General features: G+C 72.3%; 16 protein-coding genes. All 16 read right to left on the bottom strand.

Annotated features, from left to right (window positions below; genetic code table 11):
- Positions 1-4: 4 nt before the first annotated feature.
- The 16 genes from ACFY00_RS32990 to ACFY00_RS32915 all read right to left on the bottom strand — a co-directional run bounded on the left by ACFY00_RS32990 (position 5) and on the right by ACFY00_RS32915 (position 21,665).
- Positions 5-946, bottom strand: coding sequence for a replication-relaxation family protein (locus ACFY00_RS32990; protein ID WP_388036524.1), 942 nt, complete (start codon positions 944-946; stop codon positions 5-7).
- Entirely contained in the window at positions 943-3,405 is a 2,463-nt protein-coding gene (locus tag ACFY00_RS32985; protein ID WP_388036521.1) for an ATP/GTP-binding protein, read from the bottom strand. Before ACFY00_RS32985 ends, ACFY00_RS32990 begins: the two co-directional genes overlap by 4 nt.
- Positions 3,405-3,920: a hypothetical protein gene (locus ACFY00_RS32980; RefSeq protein WP_388036518.1), complete on the bottom strand. Its 516-nt coding sequence runs from the start codon at positions 3,918-3,920 to the stop codon at positions 3,405-3,407. Before ACFY00_RS32980 ends, ACFY00_RS32985 begins: the two co-directional genes overlap by 1 nt.
- Positions 3,921-4,056: 136 nt before the next feature.
- The gene (locus ACFY00_RS32975; RefSeq protein WP_388036516.1) at positions 4,057-4,413 is read right to left on the bottom strand and encodes a hypothetical protein; all 357 of its coding nucleotides are present in this window, start codon (positions 4,411-4,413) and stop codon (positions 4,057-4,059) included.
- 352 nt (positions 4,414-4,765) lie between these two features.
- Positions 4,766-5,944: a C40 family peptidase gene (locus ACFY00_RS32970; RefSeq protein WP_388036513.1), complete on the bottom strand. Its 1,179-nt coding sequence runs from the start codon at positions 5,942-5,944 to the stop codon at positions 4,766-4,768.
- On the bottom strand, positions 5,941-8,430 hold the full coding sequence (locus ACFY00_RS32965) for a hypothetical protein (protein WP_388036510.1): 2,490 nt from the start codon (positions 8,428-8,430) through the stop codon (positions 5,941-5,943). The genes ACFY00_RS32970 and ACFY00_RS32965 overlap by 4 nt, the downstream gene beginning before the upstream one ends.
- Positions 8,427-10,997, bottom strand: coding sequence for an ATP-binding protein (locus ACFY00_RS32960; protein ID WP_388036507.1), 2,571 nt, complete (start codon positions 10,995-10,997; stop codon positions 8,427-8,429). The genes ACFY00_RS32965 and ACFY00_RS32960 overlap by 4 nt, the downstream gene beginning before the upstream one ends.
- Before the next feature lie 43 nt (positions 10,998-11,040).
- Complete coding sequence (locus tag ACFY00_RS32955) at positions 11,041-11,697, bottom strand: hypothetical protein (protein WP_388036504.1); 657 nt, start codon at positions 11,695-11,697, stop codon at positions 11,041-11,043.
- Entirely contained in the window at positions 11,694-12,026 is a 333-nt protein-coding gene (locus tag ACFY00_RS32950) for a hypothetical protein (protein WP_388036502.1), read from the bottom strand. Before ACFY00_RS32950 ends, ACFY00_RS32955 begins: the two co-directional genes overlap by 4 nt.
- A 14-nt stretch (positions 12,027-12,040) precedes the next feature.
- Positions 12,041-13,177, bottom strand: coding sequence for a hypothetical protein (locus ACFY00_RS32945; protein WP_388036499.1), 1,137 nt, complete (start codon positions 13,175-13,177; stop codon positions 12,041-12,043).
- A complete protein-coding gene (locus ACFY00_RS32940) occupies positions 13,174-13,449 on the bottom strand; it encodes a hypothetical protein (protein ID WP_388036496.1) in 276 nt (91 codons plus the stop codon). The genes ACFY00_RS32945 and ACFY00_RS32940 overlap by 4 nt, the downstream gene beginning before the upstream one ends.
- Before the next feature lie 71 nt (positions 13,450-13,520).
- Complete coding sequence (locus tag ACFY00_RS32935) at positions 13,521-14,417, bottom strand: hypothetical protein (RefSeq protein ID WP_388036493.1); 897 nt, start codon at positions 14,415-14,417, stop codon at positions 13,521-13,523.
- A 689-nt stretch (positions 14,418-15,106) separates the two neighbouring features.
- Positions 15,107-17,152: a hypothetical protein gene (locus ACFY00_RS32930; RefSeq protein WP_388036491.1), complete on the bottom strand. Its 2,046-nt coding sequence runs from the start codon at positions 17,150-17,152 to the stop codon at positions 15,107-15,109.
- Positions 17,153-18,272: 1,120 nt separating this feature from the next.
- Positions 18,273-18,536, bottom strand: coding sequence for a hypothetical protein (locus ACFY00_RS32925; RefSeq protein ID WP_388036489.1), 264 nt, complete (start codon positions 18,534-18,536; stop codon positions 18,273-18,275).
- 88 nt (positions 18,537-18,624) lie between these two features.
- Complete coding sequence (locus ACFY00_RS32920; protein ID WP_388036641.1) at positions 18,625-21,090, bottom strand: Helicase associated domain protein; 2,466 nt, start codon at positions 21,088-21,090, stop codon at positions 18,625-18,627.
- A 68-nt stretch (positions 21,091-21,158) separates the two neighbouring features.
- Positions 21,159-21,665: a hypothetical protein gene (locus ACFY00_RS32915; RefSeq protein ID WP_388036486.1), complete on the bottom strand. Its 507-nt coding sequence runs from the start codon at positions 21,663-21,665 to the stop codon at positions 21,159-21,161.
- Positions 21,666-22,225: the final 560 nt, after the last annotated feature.

Genomic DNA, 22,225 nt, shown 5'->3' with positions numbered 1-22,225 from the left:
TTCCTCAGCTGCTGGCCGGCGGGCGCAGGAACATGTCGGTGGGCTGCTGGTGGCGCAGCAGCGGCTTGAAGATCGGCGCGAACGGCCCGTGTTCGCGGAGCCTGTCCAGCGTCGTCACGCCGATGGACAGCTCTCCCGCGAGGGACGACAGGCGCGGGTTCGCGCTGGTCATGGCCCCGAGGTCGTTGGTGCGTGCACTCAGGACGCGCTGGCTGGGGTGGTCGAGGACGATCAGCAGCCTCGGGAAGCGGCTGTAGGTCTGCTGCCAGGCGGGCCGGTTGCTGCTCGGGCGCCGGGAGCGCTCGTGCTCCTGCGGGATGTAGTCGAAGTACCGGCCGTAGGCCGCGACCTTGTCCGCCAGGCGGGAGACGGTCATCGTGCACCGGTCCAGCTCGACGAAGGCCCTGATCAGCCTGCGCCTGCCGTTGGTGCCGACGTGGGTGTAGTCCAGGACGGCGTCGCTGATGACATGGTCGTCCTCGAACCGGCGCTGGCCGTCGCGCAGCCGGTGCGCGACCTCCGGGATCCAGTCCAGCGGCCCGAACTCGTGGCCCAGGTGCCGGGCGTGCTGGAACATCGCAATGCCGATCTCGTTGACCGCGATGGTGTGGGCCTGCCTCGGCCCGACCGCGCTCGCGGCCGTCGTGCGGTGCTGGCGGGTGACGCTCTCCTCGGCGTCGTCCATGCAGGCGTAGCCCTCCTCGGAGAGGAACCACAGGAGCTGCGCGTGCCGGGTGTTGCGCCGCAGGGAGCGGACTCGCTCGACGAGACCGCCCTCTGCCAAGCGCTTGAGCTCGCGCAGGAGGTAGACCGGCCGCCGCGCCTCCGGCAGCAACAGCCGGTGAAGCTGCTCGGTGGTCATCAGCCGGTGCTGGTAGAGCACCTGCATGACCATCTGGGACAGCGCGGGCATGGTGGCCGGGCGCTTGAGGGACGTGGTGCTCACTCGATCTCCGTGTTCCACGCCTGGTCGGCGTCGTCGGGTCGGCTGTACTGCTCCTGCTCGGGGTCGACCACGGAGTCCGCGAGCGCGGTGCCGGGGTTGCCGCGAGCGCGGTGCCGGGCCGGTGCCGGTTGCTGCACTGGCGAGTCGCCGCTGTCGCCGTCGGCGGTCGTCCGGGAGGAGCCCCTCTCGGGCACGAGGTAGGAGATCGCGCCCTCGTAGATCCTGTCGTCGAGCGTCTCCAGCTCGGAGAGGATCTGTCCGACGGGCCGCCGGCGCAGGTTGCGGTTCAGGGCCTGCTGCAGGTGGTCCGCGCCGCCGGGGTTGTCGTAGAGGGTGTAGGCCTCTTCGACGCTGGCGCCCCGCACCCGGAACGGCGCGGACATGCCGCTGCCCTGGTTGACGGACATCACGTAGTGGTAGGGCTGCAGCTTGACCACGGTGTTCGGGTCGACCGCGCCGCCCCACCGCTTGGTGACCAGCGCGGCCTCCTCCACGTCCGCGGCTGTGGAGGAGAGGATCGACAGGTTCTGCAGCAGCCCGGCCCGAGTCGGTGCGCTCAGACGCTGCATCATCTGCGTCATCGCCAACAACTTGACCTGGTACTTCCTCAGCTGCTCGGTGATCGCCGCCAGGTGGCCCTTGCTGGCCCCGTCCACCGCGGTGAGCTCGTCGATGAACGTCCAGAAAGGCCGCCGCTGCGAGGGGTGGATGTTGCGGCGCGACAGGCCTGCGCGGAACAGGTCGTAGATCAGCAGGCAGGAGATGATCCGGTCGGTGTCGCCGGAGCCCTCCGGGCAGACGAAGACGACCTTGCCCTCGTCCATCGCCCGCCGGATGTCGTACGTCGACTCCGGGCTGCCCAGGAACGCCTTCAGCGCATCCGAACTGTCGAGGCGCTCAACCAGGTTGGTGACGACCGGCGCGGCCTCCGCCGGGTACCGGGGGAAGCTGTTGCGCCAGAAGCTCTGCAGGCGGGGCGGCAGGTAGGAGGTGACGAGCTTGCGCCAGTCCTCGTCCATGAGCAGGGCCTGGAGCTGGAACACGGTCGGCGCGAGCTCGGGGTGCCCGGCCTCGGCGAACTTGTAGGACAGGTAGGTTAGGGTCTGCACCGACCTGGTCAGGATCGTCTTCGCGCGGCCGCTCGTGTCGCCCCAGTTCAGCGCGGAGGCGAAGGAGTCGACGATCGCGCTGACGACCTTCGGGATGTCCTTCGGCTGCCGGCCCTGCATCGACAGCGGGTTCCACGAGGCGACCATGGCGTCCGGGTCGGTGATCGACAGGTCGATCTCCCACAGCCGGTCGTACAGGCTTTCGTGGGACAGGAACCGCTTCGCCTTGCCCCAGCCGTCACCGTGCGGGTCCAGGAACATCACCCCGTGGCCGCTGTGCGCGAGCGAGATCGCCTGGATCAAGGACATCTCGGTCTTGCCGTAGCCGGACTTCCCCAGGAACAGGCCGAACAGCACCCACCGCAGCGGCACGCCGACCAGGAACTCCCGGCCGTCGGCGCCGGTGACGAAGCCCAGCGGCAGCAGGTCCCGCTGGCCGGTGTACTCCACCAGGTCCAGCGGCGGCAGCGGCACGCTCGCGTCCGGCAGCTTGGTGTGCGCGTTGTGGGCAGTGGGCGGCTTGAGGAGCCCAGCGATCTCCGAGCCGTTGACCCAGCGCCGACGGCCGCGCGGGGAGAACTCCCCGGTGGCGAACCGCCGGTCAAACTGGCGCCGGTACAGCACCGAGTCGGCCCCCACCCGGCGCACGAGCAGGTTGAGGCCCGCTTCCTTCCACTGGTTGTCGCCGCTCCAGATCTCCAGCGCCGTGATGATCTCGTCCAGCAGCATCAGCTCCCGGCCCTCGACCCGGGACGTGGCCCGCACCAGCAGCTGGAACGCGAAGACCGGCTCCTTCGGTTCGTGCGGCAGGAACTTGCCCAGCACAGCGGTCATGTCGGCGCGCACCGACAGGCCCTCGTTGTAGAAGCCGGGGCCACCGCGCCCGCCGGCGGAGGAGCCGGACTGCTTCACCTCGCGCGCCACCTGCGCCACCAGGCCGCCGAGGTCGAGGGACGTGCCGCCGCCGTGCGGCATGCCGGGCAGGACCGGCTCGGAGCCGCGGCCCCGGCGCCCGGAGCGCAGCAGCTGCTTGCGGCGGCGGTTGAGCTGCTGCGCGGTGACGGGGACCAGGTCGAGCACCACGTCCGCCTGCTCGCCGTCCTCCTGGTTCACCGAGCTCAGCGCCGCGGTGATGCCCTGCAGGGGGTCGGGGCGCAAGGGAACGCGTCGCAGCGCGAGGTGGTCGGGCATGGCCAAGGTGAGCTCGGCCCGGGCGACGAACTCCGGGCGCGGATCCTCTGCACCCTGATCCGGACCGTCGGAGAGGATCGCGTCGAGCCCGGCAGGAGGTTCGTCCTCGGCGCTGCGCTGCTTGGCCAGGGAGATGACGTTGGACAGGCTGCTGCTCATCAGGCGGCCGCCCCGGTGGACTCCAGGCTGGCCGGGCCTTCGAAGGTGATGGTGACGCCCGAGGCGGCGGTCAGCTCCTGCTCAGGGTCGCGCAGCTCGCAGCCGACGTAGGCGTGACGGCTGATCAGGGCCAGGGTGCGGCTGCGGGCCTCCACCCGGTAGGAGGCCGGGCCGCCGTTCGAGGTCAGGCGGATTCGTACCGCGGTGGCCCTGCGGGGAGTCAGGTGCCAGCGGGAGGCGCTCGCCTGGGCCCGGGCGAGCTGGTGGACGAAGCGCAGGATCTCCTCGTCGTCGGGGCTGAAGCCGGGCCGGGGAAGGAACTCCACGCTGGCCCGGTCGGCGAGCGCGCGGCGGGCCAGCAGCGACTGCCCGGCGGCCAGCAGGAGAAGCAGCGGCGCGGTGACCAGGACGATGCCGGGAAGGTTGCCCGCCACCGCCGCGCCAGCGGACTGCGCGAGCTGGGGGGTGTGCGAGACGCTACCGAGTACGGAGTCGATCACGTCGACGACGGTCATGCAGAAGTCCCTCTTCCGAAGGCCCGGGCGCGGGTGCGCGGGGCGGTGATGCCCTGTCACCTCTCCATAGATGGCGGCAGGACAGTTGGTGTGACCGTGAAGGCGAGAAGTTTCCGGGAAGCCGGCCCCGCCGCGGCTACGGCGCGGCGACCGGCAGCCAGTCGGCGCCGCCTGCGCTCTGGGTGAGCATGATGGTGATGGTCTGGCGCTCCTGCGCCTGGCCGTGCGGGTCGGTGCCCGCGTACACCAGGTGCGCGTCGACGTCACCGCCGCCCTGGTGGCGGCGGGCGATTGCGGCCTGGACGCGGACGTCGCTCCACGGGGCGGTGGCGGCTTGGCCGCCGAAGTAGGAGGCGAACGCGGAGCGGCCCTGGCCGGTGAGGTCGGCCAGGAGGACCTGGCTGGCCAGGGCGACGAGCTGCTGCTCCTGGGCGGGGGGAAGGTCGGCCGGCTGGGTCTGCTCGAGGACCTGCTGCAGGTAGCTGTCGGGCATGTCTCCGGCGAGCAGGTCCGCGGGCGCGCTCTGGGCAGTGCTCGGCGCCGCGGCCGACGGCGAGGCGGGGGAGGCCGGTGAGGGCAAGGACGCGCTCGCGGTCGGCGCTGCCGGGGCCGAAGCAGAGGCAGTGATGCTGCGGGCCGGGGCCGCGGGCTGGACCGGCTGGGCCGGTGCTGCCCCTGCGCCCGGATGCCGGGCCTGGGGGTGTTCCCGGGGGATGAGCAGCAGGCTGCCCGCAAGGGCGAGCAGCGCGGCGGCGGCGATGAAGGGAAGGCGCGCGCTGCGCGGCGCCGGTCGGTCGGACACAGGACTCTCTCCTCGGTCGGCGAGCTGGGGGAGCGGTTGGCTGTCAGTACCGGCCGCCACCGGTGTACGACCCCATCCACACCGGCTCGGAGCGCACGTTCGCTCCGGTGTGCGGCGCGTTGATCATCTGGCCGCCGCCGACGTAGATGCCGACGTGGTAGATGCCCTGGCCGCTACCCGGGTTGAGGCTGAAGAAGACGAGGTCGCCGGGCTGCAGGGCCGCCAGACCTGCCGACATCGGGATCTTGGTGGGCGCGCCGTCGTACTGGGCCTGGGCGGTGCGGGCGATGCTGACGCCCGCTTGGCCGTACGCGTACTGGGACAGGCCGGAGCAGTCGAACCCGACGGTGTGCGAGGCGGAGCAGGTGCCGTTGAGGTAGCCGTTGCTCCCGTCGCAGAAGCCGAGGCTCGGGCCCGCCGTTCCGCCGCCGCCCCAGGAGTAGGGGATGTTCTGCGCCATCTCCCGCTGCGCGGCGGCGACCACGGCCTGTCCGCGGGCGCTGTCGGCGGGGATGGGGGAGCCGTTGCCGACGTTCTGCCCCATCTGGTCGTAGGTCGCCTTCCAGCCCAGCACCTGGTCGACGTAGACCTGGCTGTGGTTGTAGCGCAGGATCGCGCTCCGGAGCTGCTCGGGCTTGCCCAGGTCCGCGGTGCCGGGCCCGCACAGGTACGTCGCGGTGGTCAGCGTGGCGTCGAAGACGTTCTGCGGGCTGCGGACCCCGTCGCCGTTGCCGTCCTGCCCCTCGCTGATCCAGGTGGCGGGCATGAACTGCATCGGGCCCGCGGCGCGGGCGTAGGCGCTGCCGCCGGCGAGCTGCTTCTCCGCGTCACTCGCGTTGTACATGGCCGTGGTGTTCCCACCGGTGCCGGACCCGTCGAGGGCCGGGCCGTAGATCGCAGGACTGATGTCCCCGTTCGCCGCGATTGAGCTGCCCGCGGCCTGGTTGGACTCCACTTCGCCGATCGCCGCGAGCAGCGACCACGTCATCCCGGAGCAGTTCGGCCGCAGCTTCGGCAGGTGGGCGACCGCGTTGTTGTAGGCGCTCAGCAGCACCGGCGGGATCCCGGCCACGCTGGAGACGGCTCCGGGCTGCGCGGCCTGACCGGCCTGGGCGGACATGGTGGCGCCCAGGACCGCCGCGACCAGGACCAGCAGCAGGATGAAACCCGTGAAGGGCAGGAGCAGGACGCCGACGAGCAGGGCTTTCTGCTGGCCCGTCACGGCCTGCCCCCGCTCGGCGGCTCTGAGGGGCGGGCGGCCCGGCCCCGCGGCCGCGCGGGCGACGCAGCCGGGGCCGGAGCGGAGCTTGGCGTGGTCGGGGAACCGGTGGCGGCAGCCGCCGTCGTACCGCTGTCCGCCGGGGCCGCAGCCGGGGGCCGGGCCGCGCCGGGGTTCGGCCGCCGGGGGGAGGCGAGCGGCGCACTGGGACCGGAGGTGTTCGAGGAGGTGTCCCAGACCGAGTCCGCGACGAACTTGGCGCCGCGGCGCACGGCCCGTCCGGCGGCCCGGCTGTTGTCCGCGTACTCATGGAGGAAGGGCTTGGCCTCGTTCCACTGCTTCTTGATCGCGCCTCCGAGCCGCTCCTCCACACGGACCATGGCCGCGCTGGTCTTACGGGCGGCCGTGCTCGCGCCGCGCTTGGTTGCGGCCGCGCTGCGGGGGATACCGACCGGCCAGCCAACGGGGCTGGCCAGGAAGCCGTACTTGGCGGCGAACTTGGTGGTGCCGACCGCAGCCTTCCCTGCGGCCAGCGTCGCCCGGCCGCCGCGGGTGTTCGACATCCGCGCGGCCAGACGCCGGGCCAAGGCCTGCTTCGTCGCCTGCTGGGCGGCGACCTTGGCCGCGGTGGCAGTGCCCCCGGTGCCGACCGCAGCGGCCACGTTGGTGGCGGCACGCACCACCTTGCCCAGCCGCCCGCCCCTTGCTGCGCCCCCGCGGCCGGGCTGCGGGCCGACCCACAGGTCCTTGGCGGAGCGGCCGGCCTTCGCCAGCGGCTGCGTGACCTTTCGGGCCTCCGCTCTTCCCTCGCCCCAGATCTGCTTGAGGGACGGCGCGGTCTCGGCGTAGCGGCCAGGGGCCGCGAAGGCGCTACGGCCGGAGCCGCCGACACGCGCGTTGGCGAGCTTGCGGTTGATGCCGACGGCGACCTGCCGCGCCGTTTCCTTGATCTTCTTGTGCCCGGCCAATCCGGCCACCGCGACGAGGTCGATCGCCGCGAACTTCACGGCCAGGACGGTGCCGGTGTCCGACTTCAGCAGGGCGAGAATCATCAGAATGAAGATCGCCAGGAAGAGAACGCTCAGGACCACCGCGAGGACGGCCTTGATGATGGCGCTCACCCAGCGCCACAGGGCGGCGCGCCCGCCGCCAGGCAGGATGCCGACAGTCAGCGCCCAGGGCGCCCGAATGGCCTCGAACGCCACCCAGCCCTGCGCGACCAGGAAGCCGCCGCTGACCAGGGTGATGAGGATGACGCAGATGAGCGCGGCGACCGCCACGAACAGCGCGCTGAAGGCGGTGTCGGCCGAGGCCTTCTGGGCGCTGGGGTCGAAGTCCTTGGTCTGGCAGGTGTCCTTGAACCGGTTCCCGGCTTCGTGGAGCTGGTTCTGGTAGCGGGTCTCCAGCACCTCGCCGGAGGGAAGGTTCCAGGCGTTGTACTGGACGATGCTGTAGACCGCGTACGCCTTGGCGCAGTCGCCGGTGAAGATCCGCCCGTAGGTCATCAACTCGGTCGGCGCGACGACGAACGCGTTGATCAGCCCGCTGGTGATCGGCGTCGCCACCGACTCCGGGCTGCTGGACGACGAGCCCGGATCCTTGGAGAGGACCAGGTTCGAGACCTGCAGCGCCAAGTCCTTGGACTTGCCGACGACGCCGTCGTTGCTCAGCAGCATGTCCGAGCCCTGCGCCGCCGGTGCGCCGTCGGTGCCGAGCAGGATCTGGGCCGGGGAGAGCAGCACGGTCGCGGCGGCCGCGGCGACGACCAGCGAGATGCCCGCCTCCGCGAAGCCGCGGGCCCGCTGCCGAAAGAGGATGTGCCAGCCGCCGTACAGCGCGGCGAAGGTGAGGAACAGTCCGACGAGCCCGAGCCGGTTGACGACCTGGTCGCGGATCGTCTGGGAGATGTCGGCGACCGGCGTCACCATGATCTTCGCGAGTCCGAAGCTCAGCGCCCAGTCCACCAGCCAGCACACGAACCCGACCAGCCACTTCGCGATCGTGAAGAACAGGCTGGTCAAAAAGCCCCAGATCTTCAGGTCGAAGTCGTCCCAGTCGCCGGTGTCGACGTTGACGTTGTAGACCTGCAGCGGTGCGCCGTACTCGTCGTGGCCGTTGAAGGGAGCGAGGATGCCGCTGCCGTCCTGCAGCGGGAGGGCGAGGTTCTTCTCGGGGCCGGAGCCGTTGGCCACGCCGGTGGCGCCGGGCGACGGGGTGGGGTTGATGGAGGGGACCGAGGCCGGGTCGGTGGCGGCCGGGGTCGGCGCCGGGGTCGGGGTCGGGGTCGGCTTGTCGGTGGGGGTGGAGCCGGGCGCCGAGGGCTTCGGCCCGGGCTGCGGCGAGGGCACGGGGGTGTCGGCCCAGGCGATCGTGGTGAACAGTGCGACCAGCAGGCCGATCAGGACCGAGGTCACCACCAGGCGCCGCCTGCGGCTGCCGCGGCGTGCGGCGCGCGGCGCTATGGCGCGGGCGGCGGTGCGGCGGCTCATGAGCGGCCCTTGGCCAGGGAGAGCTCGCCGGGGGTGGTGTGGATCGCGTCGGCGGCCTGCTCGTCGGCCGGGATCAGGACCTTCATGCCGCCGATGCGGCGCTTGAGGTCGCGGTAGAGGCATTCGCCAGCGCGGATCGCGCGTTCGTGGTCGGAGACGTTCACCGGGGAGAGGCTCTCGGTGATGATCTTCAGCATGGTGGAGTCGGTGCCGTCCAGGCCGAGGAACTCCAGGGCCCGGGCGGCGAGCTGACGGGAGCGCTGGCGAAAGACGAGGACGTGGGTGATCAGGCCGCGGATCTTCTCGCCCTGCTCGTTGTCGGGGCCGATGTCGTAGGGGTCGTGCGAGGCGGCGAACAGACCCGCGTTGTGCTTGCGGCCGTCGCGGACGATCTCGAGCATCAAATCCAGGCCCTCGGGGCTGGAGGAGAGCCACCAGCACTCGTCGAAGAAGACACCGGTGAACTCGTCCTCCGACATGAAGGCGATCTCCCTGCACAGCGCGGCTACCAGGTACATCAGCCGCCAGCCGAACTTCTTCTCCACCTCCAGCCGGCTCAGGCGGTGCTCGTCGAGCTCCTCCTTGGTGGGCAGCTTGAGGCTGGAGACGGCGAAGACGATCGAGTCGGCGTCGGAAACCCGCACCACCGGCAGGTTGGGGTCGAAGATGACTCGGCCGAGGTCCTTCTTGGCGAGGGACCGGAGCTTGCGGACCAGTTCGCTGGCGGCGGCGCGCACGGCGTCGTCGTTGGGCTCTTCGGGGTCGGAGGTGCGGGCGCGCTCGACGAGGGTGTCGATGAGGCCGGACATGCTGCGGTTGGCGCCGGTGTTGGTCGCCTCGATGGCGTCGGCGAGGGTGACGCCCTCGACCGACATGGAGGCGATGTCCAGCAGCGGCGTCAGGAAGCTCTCGGCGTAGCGGGCGGCGCGCGGCCCGGTGAACACGCGCAGGGGGTCAAGGCTCAGGCCGGCGTTCTCGTCGACGTCGATGACCTGGGTGGTGCCGGGGCACGCCTCGACGAACCGGACCCATTCGCGCTGCGGGGTGCGGTCGATGACCAGGCCTCGGCCGCGGCTGGCGGCGCGGGCGAGGCGGTGGCCGGTGGACAGGATCGAGTACAGCGCCGCCTTCAGGGCCACCGACTTGCCCGAGCCGAGCTCGCCGATGAACGCGGCGTTCGCGGCGACGTTGACCCTGGGCCCGTGGGAGAAGTCGACCAGGACGGGCCGCACGCCGCCGCCGGACAGCTGCAGGCCGAACAGCGAGCCGGCGTCGTCGCCCAGGCCCTGCCCGGAGAACGGCATGCCCATCGCGAAGTCCCTGGCCAGCAGGATCTGCGCGTAGTCGTTCATCACCCGGGGGCTGCGGGCCCCGGGCAGCATCGCGTGGAAGAGGTTGACCTGGTCCCCGGCCGGGCGCTCCAGGGTGTAGTCGGAGCCGCCGAAGTGGTTGCGCAGGGCGGCCATCTGCTCGTCCAGGTCCGCCGGGGAGTCGCCCCACACGCACATGGCCACCGACGCCCGGATCTCGACCTCGGTGGAGGAGGAGGTCAGGCGCGAGCGGTACTCGTCCAGGGAGGCGGTGTCCTTGTCCAGGTGCGCGGGCACGCCCGCGACGTCGCCGTCGTACTCGGTGTACTGGTGGGCCAGCTCGTTGGCGCGCCGCCTCGACTTCGGCTCGGCCTTGGCGCCGGACTCGATGTGCAATCTCACGGTCCAGTCGATGGGGAAGGAGAACTCGTCCAGCGCCGAGAGGTATTCGCTGCCGGGGAAGACGAAGGAGTCCGGCATCTCCGACATGACGCAGAACGCCTGGTAGCTGCTGCCGTACTCGGTCTCGGCCCGCAGGTACTTGTGCCGCAGCGGGTTCGTGGGCGCCTTCGAGGCCAGCTGTCCGCGGCTGCCCTCGTCCAGGAGGACCTGCGTGTGTGCGGCCACCGTGCGCCCGCGGCCGCGGACGCCGCGCGGTGCGCCGTCCTCCGGCAGCAGCGGCTCCTCCAGCCCGCGCCGCGCGCTGTGGGCGTAGATCCACAGGATCTCGGCCTCGCTGGCCGGGCGCAGCCGCACGCCGGAGGGCCAGGTCGCCGCCAGGCGCCGCGCCTGGGTCAGACGGCGGGCGACCTCGTCCGCGGGGACGGCCGCAGGCAGCAGACCGAGCGATCCCATCACCTCCGCCGCCGCCGAGGCGGTGACCGCGCGCAGGCTCTCCCTGAAGTCCGCGTGCGACAGCGGCACGGCGAGGAAGTCGACACGGCTGGTCAGCTTGAGCTCCTCCAGCTGGCGCAGCACCTTCCAGGACAGCTCGACCAGCTCGGGGGACTGGTCCAGGTCCACACCGGAAGTCATCCGCTCCACCACGGACGCGGCGTCAACCTGCGGGCATAGGCTCAGCAGCATCACTTCACCGCGCAGCGCCTTGAACAGCGCCTCGAGCTGGTCGAGGCGCTCACGCTTGGTCTGGCGGGAGGCGTGGGCGTAGTTGTCGGACTCCACGCGCCACACGCCCCACACCGACGCGCTCGTGGTCCAGATGAGGTTGCCGCTGATATGGCGGACAGGCAGACGCATGGCGTTCTCCGGGAAGCGAGTGAAGGAGAGGGAAGGGGAGGGGTCAGTCCTCGCCGAGCTCGGCGAGGAGGGCCTGCAGCGCGGTCCGCGCAGCCGGGGTTCGGGCCCCCGCCCGGGGGCCGGTGGCGCCCGGACGGGGGGCGGCCACCGGCCCGCGGACTGCGACGGCGCCGGGTCGGGCCCCGGCCGCCGCGGCCCGCCGCGGCCGCAGACCCTCAGGGGCACGCGGTGCGGCCGCGGGCCGTGCCGCGGGGGCTTGGACCGGCCGGGCCGGCGACGGCTGGAGGGCCGCCGCCGGAGCCTGCGGGGTGAGCGTGATCCGGGTATCGAGCAGAGCCGGGCGCCGAAGCCGCACCGGGCGCCCGGCCAGCCGCCCGGCCCGCGGGGTCGACGCGTAGGTGAAGACCCCCAGCAGCGCCCGGGCCGGATCCCGGCCGTCCATCCGCGCGTACCGCAGCGCGAACGCCAGCCCCCACGGAACGGCGACCATGACCAGCACGTTGCCGGGCCCGAAGTGCGCCCACAGGGCCTTGGTGGTGATCAGCACGACGAAAACCAGGACCATCGTCACAACCTGGGTGATCGTGTACGGCCCACCCGGCAGCCGTCCCGCACCGGGCAACTTCCCGATCACGAGCGGGCTGCGCCGCGCCCGGGTGTAGGAACGCCCGACCAGGACGTCCTCGCCGGTGCTGCTCACGCCGCGGCCTGCCCGTGCTGCTCAGGCGCGGGCGCCGCTGGCGCTACGGCTGCAGGGGCGCGGGAGGCGCTGACCTCGGTGCCGACCTTGTTCTGGACGGTGGTCATGTTGTTGATGGCCCAGATGACCAGTCCGGCCAGCACGAGGGCGACCAGGGTGGCGACGAAGGAACGGGACTTCCACCAGGCCATCAGCACAGCGATGATCCCCATCAGCACGGCGGCGGCCAGCGCGAGCGTGTTCAGCTCGGCGATCTTGGTGTTGCCCCAGGTGATGATGTCTCCGGCGAGGTGTACCTGGCCGGTCACCGGGTGCGTGGGTGCGGGCATGAGCGGGACTCCTTCTACGGGGTGGTGGAGGCCGTCGCCGCGGGCGCGGCGGCGGGGGACTGGGAGACAGCGGGGGCCGGGCTCGGCATCGAGGCGGCGCTGCCCGGCGCCAGGCGCGGCGCCGGATCGAGGCCGTAGACCTCCCAGCGGCCAGCGCGGGCGCGCAGGGTGAGCGCGTAGTTCAGCGCGAAGGTCCCGGCGTTGGACGTGGCGTTGACCCGCGCCAGGACGCGGCGCAGCGCGCCGTCCGCGGGCACCGCGGAACCGCCGCTGGAGCCGCCCGGGCTGTCGTCGCTGATCCCGGTGATGGCGAGGGTGGAGTACGGCGCCGGGCTGACCGGATTCATGACCACGCCCGGCGCGGTGTACGGGCCGAGCTGGCCCGTGCCGGTCAGGTAGGCCGCCAGGAAGCCGCTCACGGTGGCCTGCGCCGGGTCGCTGCTGCTGAGCGCGGACGCCCCGTAGACCAGGGCGCCGGGCCGCAGAGCGCCGGGTGCGGAGACCTCCGCGGGCAGCGAGGTCGCGGTGTAGCCGACGGGGCCCGCGCCCTGCTGCGCACCACCGGCCGCTGCCGGGCCGGTCGCCGCGATGCCGACCTGGAAGTAGTGCAGCCCGGTGTCGACCGCGGGCTTTCCCTGCGGGTGGGCGACGACGTCGGCCGCGACCGTCACCGACCAGTAGCCGGGCGAGACCTGGGTGCTGGCCATGACCACCGTGGTGGCGGCGGTGCGGGCCCCGGGCGGGTTGTTCAGCGCGAGGGTGCCCGAGTAGTAGGGCGCCACGCTGTTCTCGGTGCCGGTGCCCGCGGCGAGGTAGGCCTGGACGTACAGCTGCGCGAAACCGGCCGGACCGGTCCCCGATGCCGAGGTGGCCGAAGTGCTGGGACTGGGCCGTGCAGTGCTGGCGCTGCTCGGCCCGCCGAGCAGCGCGGCCGCGCCGAGCACCGGCCCGGCGAGCAGCGCCGCCCACACGCCGATCCGGGCCAGGCGGGCCGCACCGGCCATCGTCGCCGTGCTGATCTGCCACCCGCTCGGCTCGTCCTGCAGCTCCGCCTCTCCGCCCTCGTCGACCTGGTCGAGGAGGGCGAGGTCCTGCACGGCGGCGGCGCGCTTGCTGTCCTTGCGGCGCGCGCGGCCGCAGCTGCGCTTCACTTCCGGCCCCGGGCGGCCGCGCCGAGGACCGCGCCGCGGGCCTTGGCGGTGAGCTCCTGGTCGGACAGCGCGTTCAGGCGCCCCCACGCGGCACGGGCCTCGGCGGCCCCGGTGGTCAGGAAGGCCAGGAGCTCGGCGTGCGCGTGCTCGTCGAAGGGACTGGTGACCAGCACGGTGGCGAGTCGGCGAAGCAGGCGCTTGGCCTCGACGACGGTACGGGCATCGGCATCGACGGCCGTGGACGGTGTCTGCTCGATCTGGTGAGGGATCACGTGCTGCCTCTCGGTGGACGGGGTCGCGGAGCGGTACAGGGCAGAGGAAAGGCAACGGGACTGGCGGGGCGTCATGCGGCCAGCCAGTAGGCGTTGTGGTCCGCGGCGCGCAGCCGGCTGACGGCGCGCGAGCGGGCCTTACGGACGCGATCGCCGTCGGAGCCCATGGAGCGCGGGGTCCGGCCGTCGCGGCTGTCGGCGTCGACGTAGTAGTCGGCGAGCAGCTGCGCCTCCTCGGACCGCAGGACGCCGGTGCGCACAGCCCAGACGATCAGGCGCAGCAACTCGGCCCGCGCGGTGCCGCTGTGGACGTGCTCGTAGTCGTCCTTGCCGAGCAGCTGCAGCTCGGTGGCGTCCATGAGCAGGCTCAGGCGCTCGAAGCGCTCCTCGGGCTCCAGCCCCTGGTCGCCCGGTCGCCGGTCGGCGATCTCGGCGACCTCGTCAGGGGGCAGGGGAGCATCGTCGAGGAGGCGACCGAGGGTCTGGCGGGCCAGGGTGAGGGTGCGCAGGGCGAGGCCGGTGTAGATGTTGCGCGGGCACCGCCCCAGCGGGTAGGTCCGCACGACCTCGAACAGGGCGCCGACGACGACGGAGAACGCCTCTTCGAAGTCGATGCCCGGACGCAGCTGGCTGCGGGCCATCCGGGCCGCCTTCGGCAGCAGAGCACGGACAGTGACGAGCCAGGCGACCTCGCCCTCGTAGCCGCCACGCGGCACGCGGTCGAGGAGCGCGCTGAGAAGTGCGTCGTGGCCCGGCCAGTCGCCCGCCCGGTAGAGCTCGTTCAGCAGTGTCAGTACCTCGCCGGTGCCGGTGCAGTCGGTGAAGAACTCGCTCTCGGCCGCCCAGCCGCCGACGACCGCCTCGGCCCGGGGGTCCTGGCACATCTGCAGCCAGGCGCGGTGCATCCGCATGTCGGTGGAGTCGTGGGGGCCGGACTCAGTGCCGGCGGAGGTCGGGCGGTGTGCCATGTCCGGGTCCGTCCCTTCGCGTCGATCGGGGTGATGACGCCAAGGTGCCGAGGCCCCCCTTGCCAGCCGTCTAGACAGCCGCGCCGCCGGGACCTCGTCCAGGGGATTCGCGCGCGCGATCCACCCGCGCGGCCGCACCCGCGCGCCGCGCGCTCACGCTCTTGTCCATCGCCGCGCGCCGCGCCTGGGTGCCGACAGCGCGCGCCGCGCGGCGATGGACACCCGCAGCAGCGCGCGCCCCGCCCGGCTCGAAAAGGGACGCTGCGCTCGCGCGGGCGCCGCGCGCGAACCCCTCTGCGGAACCGCGCCGAGCAGAGCGCGGGCACCGGCCGAACAGCTCCCGGAGCCCAGCAGGAGCTTCCGATGCCGGTCCCGGGGACGGAGGCGGACCACAGAAGCAGGGCGGCGGACCCTGGGGCCCAACCGGCCACCAGGTGGCCGCCGCAGACGAGGCAACGCGGCGGCCATCCCGCCCTCGGGCGGGCCCGCCGCTCGGCATGTCCACCGGTATTTCCCCTGGACAATCGCGTTTGTCCAGGGGAAACACGGCCGTCAGCAGGGGTTGTCCATAGGCCCGGCACCGGCCGCCGGGCATGTCCATACCCGGCAGCGGCCAACCCGCTCGGCCCACGCCCGCCCTGCGGCCGGACCCAGAGCGAAGACCTCGCGCCCGGTCCGGCGCGCCGCCCTTACCGGTCGCTGCACGCGGCCGCGGGGCCCACCAGCCCCTCCCGCGCGGCGCGGTCCTCCCAGCCCGACGGCGCGCTGGCGACGGCTGCGGCCATGCGGGCGACGCGCGCGGCGCGGGCCTCACGGTGCTCGCGCGCGCGGTCGCAGGAAGAACACAGCCCCGAGTCCGGACGGCGCGCGGTACTGCGGCGCGCGCACCGCGCGTCGGCACACCGCCAGCCCTCCGGCTCCTCCGCGCGCGGCGCGGCCCGGCCCGCGCGGCCCCCACTCCCGCAGCCGGAGGCCCACTCCGCGGCAGTGTTCTGCGCGGCCAGACGCGCAGCGAACTCCTGCAGCAACTGATCGGCCCCCTGCCGCTCAGCCTCGGCAGCCGCCTCCCGGGCAGCATCCAGGACGGCTCGGCGGGCCACCGCGCCAGCATCAGCGCGAGCGCCCGGCCGGTGCACCTGGGCGGCCTCCGCAGCCTCGGCCGCCCAGTCACCCGCCCGCTCCAGCACCTGCCGGTGCTCGCACCGGCCGCACTGCCCGCCTTCACCGAGCCGCTCCCCCAGGTGCCCGCAGACCGGGCAGATCCGCGCCCCGTCCTCCCGGACGGACGCCACGTGCGCCACGCACTGGTCGCACACCGCGCTGCGTGCCGACGGCGCCCCCGCGGTTCCGCGGATCCCGCAGCGACCACACAGCGTCACCGACGGAAGCTGCGACAACAGCCATGCCAGAGGGCTGCGGATCACACCGCGGTCCTCCAACGGCCCGCTCATGCTCATCGGGCCAACCCGCGCAGCGAGCTGCGCCGCCAAGGACTCCGGCGCCACGGTGCACAGCACGACCTCGGCGGCCCGCACCGCGACCGCGCGCTGGCCCGGCGTCATCGCGTCCAGGACGAACGCCACCGGCGCCAGCGCCGTCCGCACCCGGCTACGCGCGGACTCCTGCCGCCAGCCACCCGGCCGCGCGCCACCCGCCCGCTGCTCCTGCCCGGCATCGGGTGAGCTGGTAGGGGTTTGTCCCTCCGCGCGCAGCGCGCCCGCCCCAGCCGGGTTCCCAGAGGCCAGCCGCACGGGCCCGGCCCCGGTCCTCGCGCGCCCGCGCGCACCACCGGCAACGGCGGCCGACCCCAACGCGGCTTCGCCGGAGACCACCCCTGTACCCCCACCCTCTACTCCTGCAGCAACCACCGGGGTGTGAGTGGTGTGCAGGTCTGCCGTACCGTCCGGCTCTGCTGCTTCCAGGGCGTGCGCCTCGGGGCCCGCCGCCACCTGGGACTTGTCCGCAGCGGCGGGGCACTGGCCCCTGACTGCCGCAAGCGCAGGGTCTGAAATCGCGCGACGGCACGCTCCCGTGCCGCTTACCGCGCGGTGCGCCGAAGCCACCGCCGGGATCCGGATCTCCCCGCGCGCGGCCAGCCCGGACGCGGTGGCCTTGCGGACCAGCTCCAGCACACCCGCGCGCTGAAGGCGCGCTAGGACCCGCGCGCCCGCATGGATGCCGCTGCCGACCAAGCGCGCGACCGTCACTGCGGGACGGCCCACCCGCGTGTTCACCGCCCCGCCGCACAGCCGGACCCGACCATCGGCGCGCGCCTCCAGCACCAGCAGCACCAGCGCCAGCCGGTCGGTCGCCGCGCCGCGGCCCACCCGCGAGGCGAGCAGCCCCGGCAGGGTCCGCGTACCGTCCTGGTGCTCCCAGCCCGGGCCGAACAGCCTCTCCACCAGGCGCAGCAGCGTGGCCAGCTCTGCCCGGGTCAGGGCCAGGGGATCCGTCCCTGCGGCGGCGGCCGCGCGCAGCCCCGGCACCCTGCAGTCCAGCCCGGTCACCGCGCCGGAGGCCGCCCGCCGCTCCACGGTGTACAGCGCACCCGCGCGACGCAGCTCGGCCAGCGCCTTGTCCACGGTGGAGTTGCCCACCCCCATCCACCGCGCCAACTCGGGCACGCGAAGGCGCGCGACGCAGCCAGCGTCGTGGCGGGCCTTGGCCGCCACGACGACCCGCAGCAACTGCGCCGCATCCGAGAGCCCGGCGCCCACTTCGACCAGGGCGCGCACGGCTGCCGACAGCCGACGGCGCATCGTGCGGCCCAGCTGCAGGGGGTCGGCCGAGACGTGTCCCTGAGGGAGACCACCAGGAAGAACAACGAGTCCGGTCCGCCCCAGGGCGCGCGAAGGCGCGGAGCGGGATGCGGGCACGTTCATGCCCGCGCCCCGCTCTGACCCCCGACGAGCCGGGACGAATCGGGTGGATGTACGTGCGGCGTCGATCACGTACAGCCATAGATGGTCAGACGAAGGCCGGTGTGACCGCAGGGCCGAAAGTTTTCCACAGGTCACTAGCCAGTGGCATGGAAGGGGGGGGTGATCTCGCCCCCACGAAGAAGGGCTCCCACCATCGGGGCCGACGCACCCAAGGGGGGTGATCTCGCCCCCACGAAGAAGGACTCTCGAAGATACGTCGACCTGTTGATGGGGGGCGAGATTACCCCCATCAACAGCGTGGTCTGACGTCGCTCTCGGGATGAGAAGATGGTCGTTGGCAGAGGTTGCTTCTGAGGTTGCTTCTGAGGTTGCTTCTGAGGTTGCCTCTGAGGTTGCCTCTGAGGTTGCTTCTGAGGTTGCTTCTGAGGTTGCTTTAGAAACCCTCGCCCGAAGGGTCATTCCCGCAGCTCAACGGCCATTTGTCCATAGGGACTGAGGCGCCGACAACTTCTCTCCGGCCTGGATGACGGGCGAAGTTCGGGCATAGGGCACCAGGGCGTCAAGCAAGAGCTGAGGAACAGAAGAGTCGGCGCGCAGAACAGGGGCGGAGACAAGATCCCGGCAACCTGATGCTGCGCGCCGACGGCGTGATGGTTGATCCGCTGCGCGGTGGCCCGGCGGCACCGCTGCGCGGCGCCACCGGCCCGGGAGGGGAAGGGGACGGCTGGGGCAGCGGGGCCGCCGGGGAGGTCAGTAGTCGTCCTCGGACAGGGCAGGCAGCTGCTCGTAGGTCCCGGAGAGCTCGTCCCAGTAGAGGCCGACGTACATTACGTCCTGCCGCTCGCCCTCCTCGTCAGCGATCTCTCCCATCAGGGCCCGCCGTCTACGCTCTGCTGCGCCCGCGCTGGACGTGTTGAGTACCGTGACGGGCGCCTTGGCCGTCAACATGAGGACGCAGTGCGGAGCCGGATTCCTACATGTTCTTCATGACCTCGATGGTGAAGGGGAGATCGATGCTGCTGCTCAGTTGCGCGCGAACCTCGTTCTCGACGTTTCCTTCGAGGGAGACGAAGAAGATCTTCGGATCGCCGGGTTTTGGATCATCCTTTCCAGACGAGCGCCATACTTCGATAGGCCCGACGGGCCGTCCTCGGACTAGGCCTTCGGCCGCCTCTCGGGCCGTGTCTTCCGAGACACCACTCACCGCATGAATCGTCACGTGTGTTCGGGTAGCCATGCATCGAGTTTCCTGCTTCGGGGTGTATCCCGCATACGGTCGCGCCCTGGGCACTGGCTGTTCTCCCGGCCCGAGCCCCGACGCCCGGTCACTCCCAGCGCATCCCGAGCTCGGTCAGGCGTTCGGCGCGGGCGTGGGGGATGCTGGTACGGCGGCTGCGGCTGTTGGCGATGAACAGGCCGAGGCTGATCTCCAGGGTGGTGCCGTCGGCCAACTGCAGGGCTTCCTTGTGCTTGCGGGGGACGTTCAGGTGGCCTTCACGCTCGCGGTACTGCGCGGCGGCGGCGAGGTTGCGCTCCTCCGTGGCGGCACGCGGGACCTTCGGCGCCGGCAGTTCCTCCGGCTCCAGCGGGGCCAGGCCCAGGACGTGCTCGCACATCCACTGCTGGGCGGGGCCGAGCTTGCCCCAGCTAGTCTGCTGCGCCCGCGCCCACCCGGACAGGTCCTCGCCCTGGACGACCACGGTTCCCGGCTTCGTGCCAGCCAGCTCGCCACCGTCGGTGACGTAACGCCAGGCGAGGGTGAAGCAGCGCTGCCACTCCACCGCCCAGGCCGGGCACCAACCCGGGTCGATCGCGTCGACCGCCGCTTTCCGGTCGGCCGGGAACGCCCCCGTCCAGTCCAAGCCGCTCTCGCCCGCCTCGGCGCGCCGCTGGAGGGTCTCGGTGCGGCGCTGGGCGGTGCGCCAGTTCTTCAGGATCGTCCCGACCGGCCGCCCGTCCCACACCGCGTCGTTGGGCGGGCAGGCGTGGCCGTGCTCGGCCGCGTACCCGGCCACCGCGGTGAGGTTGTCGGTGAAGGCGGTGTCGAACGCGGACCACACCATGCCGAGGGCGTCGAGCTCGGCGATGCGCTTGTCGTCCAGGATCCCGGCGGCCTTGTAGCGGCGCTGGTCGGCCACCCACGTGCCCAGGCGGTGCCCGGAGGGTGCCCGGTAGGCGTAGGGGACCTTCGCGTCGCCGAACGCCTTGCGGTATGTGGCCAGCTCCTCCAGGCCGCGCCGGAACTCCTCGCGCTCGGGCTCCAGGACCCGGGTGCGGACGAACGCGGCGATCACCGCCGGGTCCCGCTCGGTGGAGAAGCTGAGCAGCCGCTCCTCACCGCTGGCGGAGCGGACCTCGTCCATCTCCCCGGAGTGCCGCGGCTCCCGCTCCGGACGGGTCTCGGACTGCGGCAGGGCGAGGCGTTCGACGGCGGCCTCGTCGTGGGCCCGCAGGGCCAGCAGCACCTTCGCCAGCCCGTCGTACGCCTTCGAGGTCAGCAGGTCCTCCCCGCTCTCCCCGGCCGCCAGCAGCACCGGCACCACGATGGTGGCGACCTTCCCCGAGTCGGGGGTGGTGCGCAGCGCCCGCCCGACGGCCTGGACCAGGTCGACCATCGAGCCGCGCACGTCCGCGAAGAACACGCTGTCGCACGCGAACGTGTCCACCCCCTCCGACAGCGTCTTCACCGACGCCAGGACGTGCCGCAGCAGCCGCAGCCCATCCGTGGGCCGCACCAGCTCCGCGAACTCCTCCAGCGCCGCCCGGCGCTGGGCCGGGGTGTGGTCGGCCTCCAGCCAGCTGGTGCCGACCAGCTCGGGGTTGGGGTGCAGCGCCGGGTCCTGCTCCCACAGCGTCCGGGCCACGCCCGGCAGGCCGGTGCTCATCGCCCGCGCCTCCGCCACCAGGTGGTGGAACGACAGGGTCCGGCTCAGGTCCCACTCCGCGCACGCGGACAGCAGCGCCGTCTGCAGCGCCGCGAGCCGGGCCCCGCGGTACTCGACGGAGCGGATGTCCGCGCCGCGCTGCTCCATGCCCTGCAGCACGGGGTCGGCGACGTCGACGCACACGATCCGGTATGGGGCAACCACGCCGTCGGAAATACCTTTTCCGAGCGGGTAGTCGTGCGCGACGGGGCCGAACAGCTCCTCGTCGTCCATGCTCGCGATCAGCTCGGCCGCCTCCACCCCCGCCTCGGCGGCCCGCTCGCGGTCGCCGTCCTTGAGCGCCCACACGCGCGCGGTGGCGGTCATGAACAAGCGCCGGTCGGCCACGATCCGGGTATTGTCCAGCACCGCCGCCCACGGCCGCCCGGCCTCACCGGACACCCGGTGTGCCTCGTCCACCACGGCGAGGGAGAAGGCCGGCAGGCCGAGCTGGTGCGCCTTCTCCAGGTGCCCCAGGCCCACACTGGCGTAGGTGGCGAACACGGTGACCCGCCCCGGCCCGGCGGTCAGCTTCACCAGCTCGGCCGGATCGGTGGTGCACCGCACCCCCACCGGCTGCTCGTACCCGGTGAGCGAGCACAGCCCGACCATTCGCCCGCCGTGGCCCTCGCGCCGCCACACCGCCACCGTCTGCTCCAGCAGCGGCAGCGAGGGCACCAGCACCAGCGTCCGCTGCGAGCGCAGCCGCTCGGTGATGTGAACGGCCGTCAGCGACTTCCCCGAGCCCGTCGCTGCCCGGAGCTGGCACCGCAGCCCCTGTGGCGGCACCACCCCCGACGCCGGGAGCGTCAGAAGTCGTACACAGGCGTCAGCGGCCTCCACCTGATGGCGACGGAGATTTTTCATCATGATTCCAATTTCCTTTCCCGGAATTGGAGGGGCCAGGAGAGAGGGCATTCGGCCGCTGCGGCGGCTCAGTCGACGACGTGCTCCAGCGGAAGGTGATCCCGGTAGTGCTGCGACTCGAACCACTCCTCCTTGACGAAGACGGGACGCGTCAGCCGGACTCCTCCCACCTTCTGGTCCCGCAGCAGCACCCCCAGGTCGGTCAGGGCGAGCGACCCGTCAGGGGTGAACAGGATCCAGTGCTCGTTCTCCGAGGCGTACTCCAGCAAGAACTCCTGCCCCCGCCCCGGATCACCCCCGCCCAGCGGCACACCGGCAAGGAACACCTGAGGCCCTGACACCGCATCCAGCGCCACGCAGGCAAGGCCGCCCGTCTCGGGGTCGTAGAACGCCTTCACCCCGTCAGCGAAGTCCTCCTGCCCGTACGGGCCGCCCACGCGCGCCAAGGGCTCCTCGACGCCCAGCGCCTGCGCCACCTCGGCCGGAGACATCTCGAAGCGCAGCGGCCCCACCCCGGCAGCCGCCACCAACTCCCAGGACTCTCGCTCATCAGCCCCGCCAAAATCGGAAACCAATTCCCACCGCCTATAATGTCCCGCCCGCACCAGAATCCGATACCGGCTATCCGAAGGAGCCCTAGCCCTACCCAAGCACTCAAGGAACGTACCAACAGAACCATGCTCGATTACCAAAGTCTAGCGGCACATCATCTTTGATGCAGGCGAACGGGCGAAGCCCGCCCCCTCGCCACCCCAACGAGTGACCCCGTCATCCGACACGCCCCGCAACGACCCCCACCCCATGAACACCGCCGGACCCACGGTGCGAAGCACCCACCAACCCCCCCAGCCCACCCACCCCAGCACGGGCCGAAGGCCCCCACCCCATTCGCCATCAAACTCCGCGCGAAGCAGCGGAGATGACCCACCACCATCCACCCGAACCCGGCACCCGCGAACGGGCGAAGCCCGAACAGCCCGGCGAAGCCGGGCAGTCGGCGGCGAAGCCGACGAGCCACCCCGTGCGAAGCACGGGGCCCGGCCGAAGGCCGACAGTCCCGCCGCCGAGGCGGCGCGCAGCGCCGAAGGCGCAAGCAACCCGGGCCGAAGGCCCGTGGTTACCCGGCGCAGCCGGG

Origin of the sequence: Kitasatospora sp. NPDC001540 (genome assembly GCF_042894345.1) — a bacterium.
Taxonomy (GTDB): domain Bacteria; phylum Actinomycetota; class Actinomycetes; order Streptomycetales; family Streptomycetaceae; genus Kitasatospora; species Kitasatospora phosalacinea_C.
This window is presented reverse-complemented; position numbering and strand designations above follow the sequence as displayed.

What these genes read in the sequence shown, in the direction of transcription:
- ACFY00_RS32960 (WP_388036507.1), bottom strand. Translation starts at nt 10,997, where the DNA reads ATGCGTCTGCCTGTCCGCCATATCAGCGGCAACCTCATCTGGACCACG.
- ACFY00_RS32950 (WP_388036502.1), bottom strand. Translation starts at nt 12,026, where the DNA reads ATGCCCGCACCCACGCACCCGGTGACCGGCCAGGTACACCTCGCCGGA.
- ACFY00_RS32925 (WP_388036489.1), bottom strand. Translation starts at nt 18,536, where the DNA reads ATGGCTACCCGAACACACGTGACGATTCATGCGGTGAGTGGTGTCTCG.
- ACFY00_RS32980 (WP_388036518.1), bottom strand. Translation starts at nt 3,920, where the DNA reads ATGACCGTCGTCGACGTGATCGACTCCGTACTCGGTAGCGTCTCGCAC.
- ACFY00_RS32935 (WP_388036493.1), bottom strand. Translation starts at nt 14,417, where the DNA reads ATGGCACACCGCCCGACCTCCGCCGGCACTGAGTCCGGCCCCCACGAC.
- ACFY00_RS32965 (WP_388036510.1), bottom strand. Translation starts at nt 8,430, where the DNA reads ATGAGCCGCCGCACCGCCGCCCGCGCCATAGCGCCGCGCGCCGCACGC.
- ACFY00_RS32985 (WP_388036521.1), bottom strand. Translation starts at nt 3,405, where the DNA reads ATGAGCAGCAGCCTGTCCAACGTCATCTCCCTGGCCAAGCAGCGCAGC.
- ACFY00_RS32920 (WP_388036641.1), bottom strand. Translation starts at nt 21,090, where the DNA reads ATGAAAAATCTCCGTCGCCATCAGGTGGAGGCCGCTGACGCCTGTGTA.
- ACFY00_RS32975 (WP_388036516.1), bottom strand. Translation starts at nt 4,413, where the DNA reads ATGCCCGACAGCTACCTGCAGCAGGTCCTCGAGCAGACCCAGCCGGCC.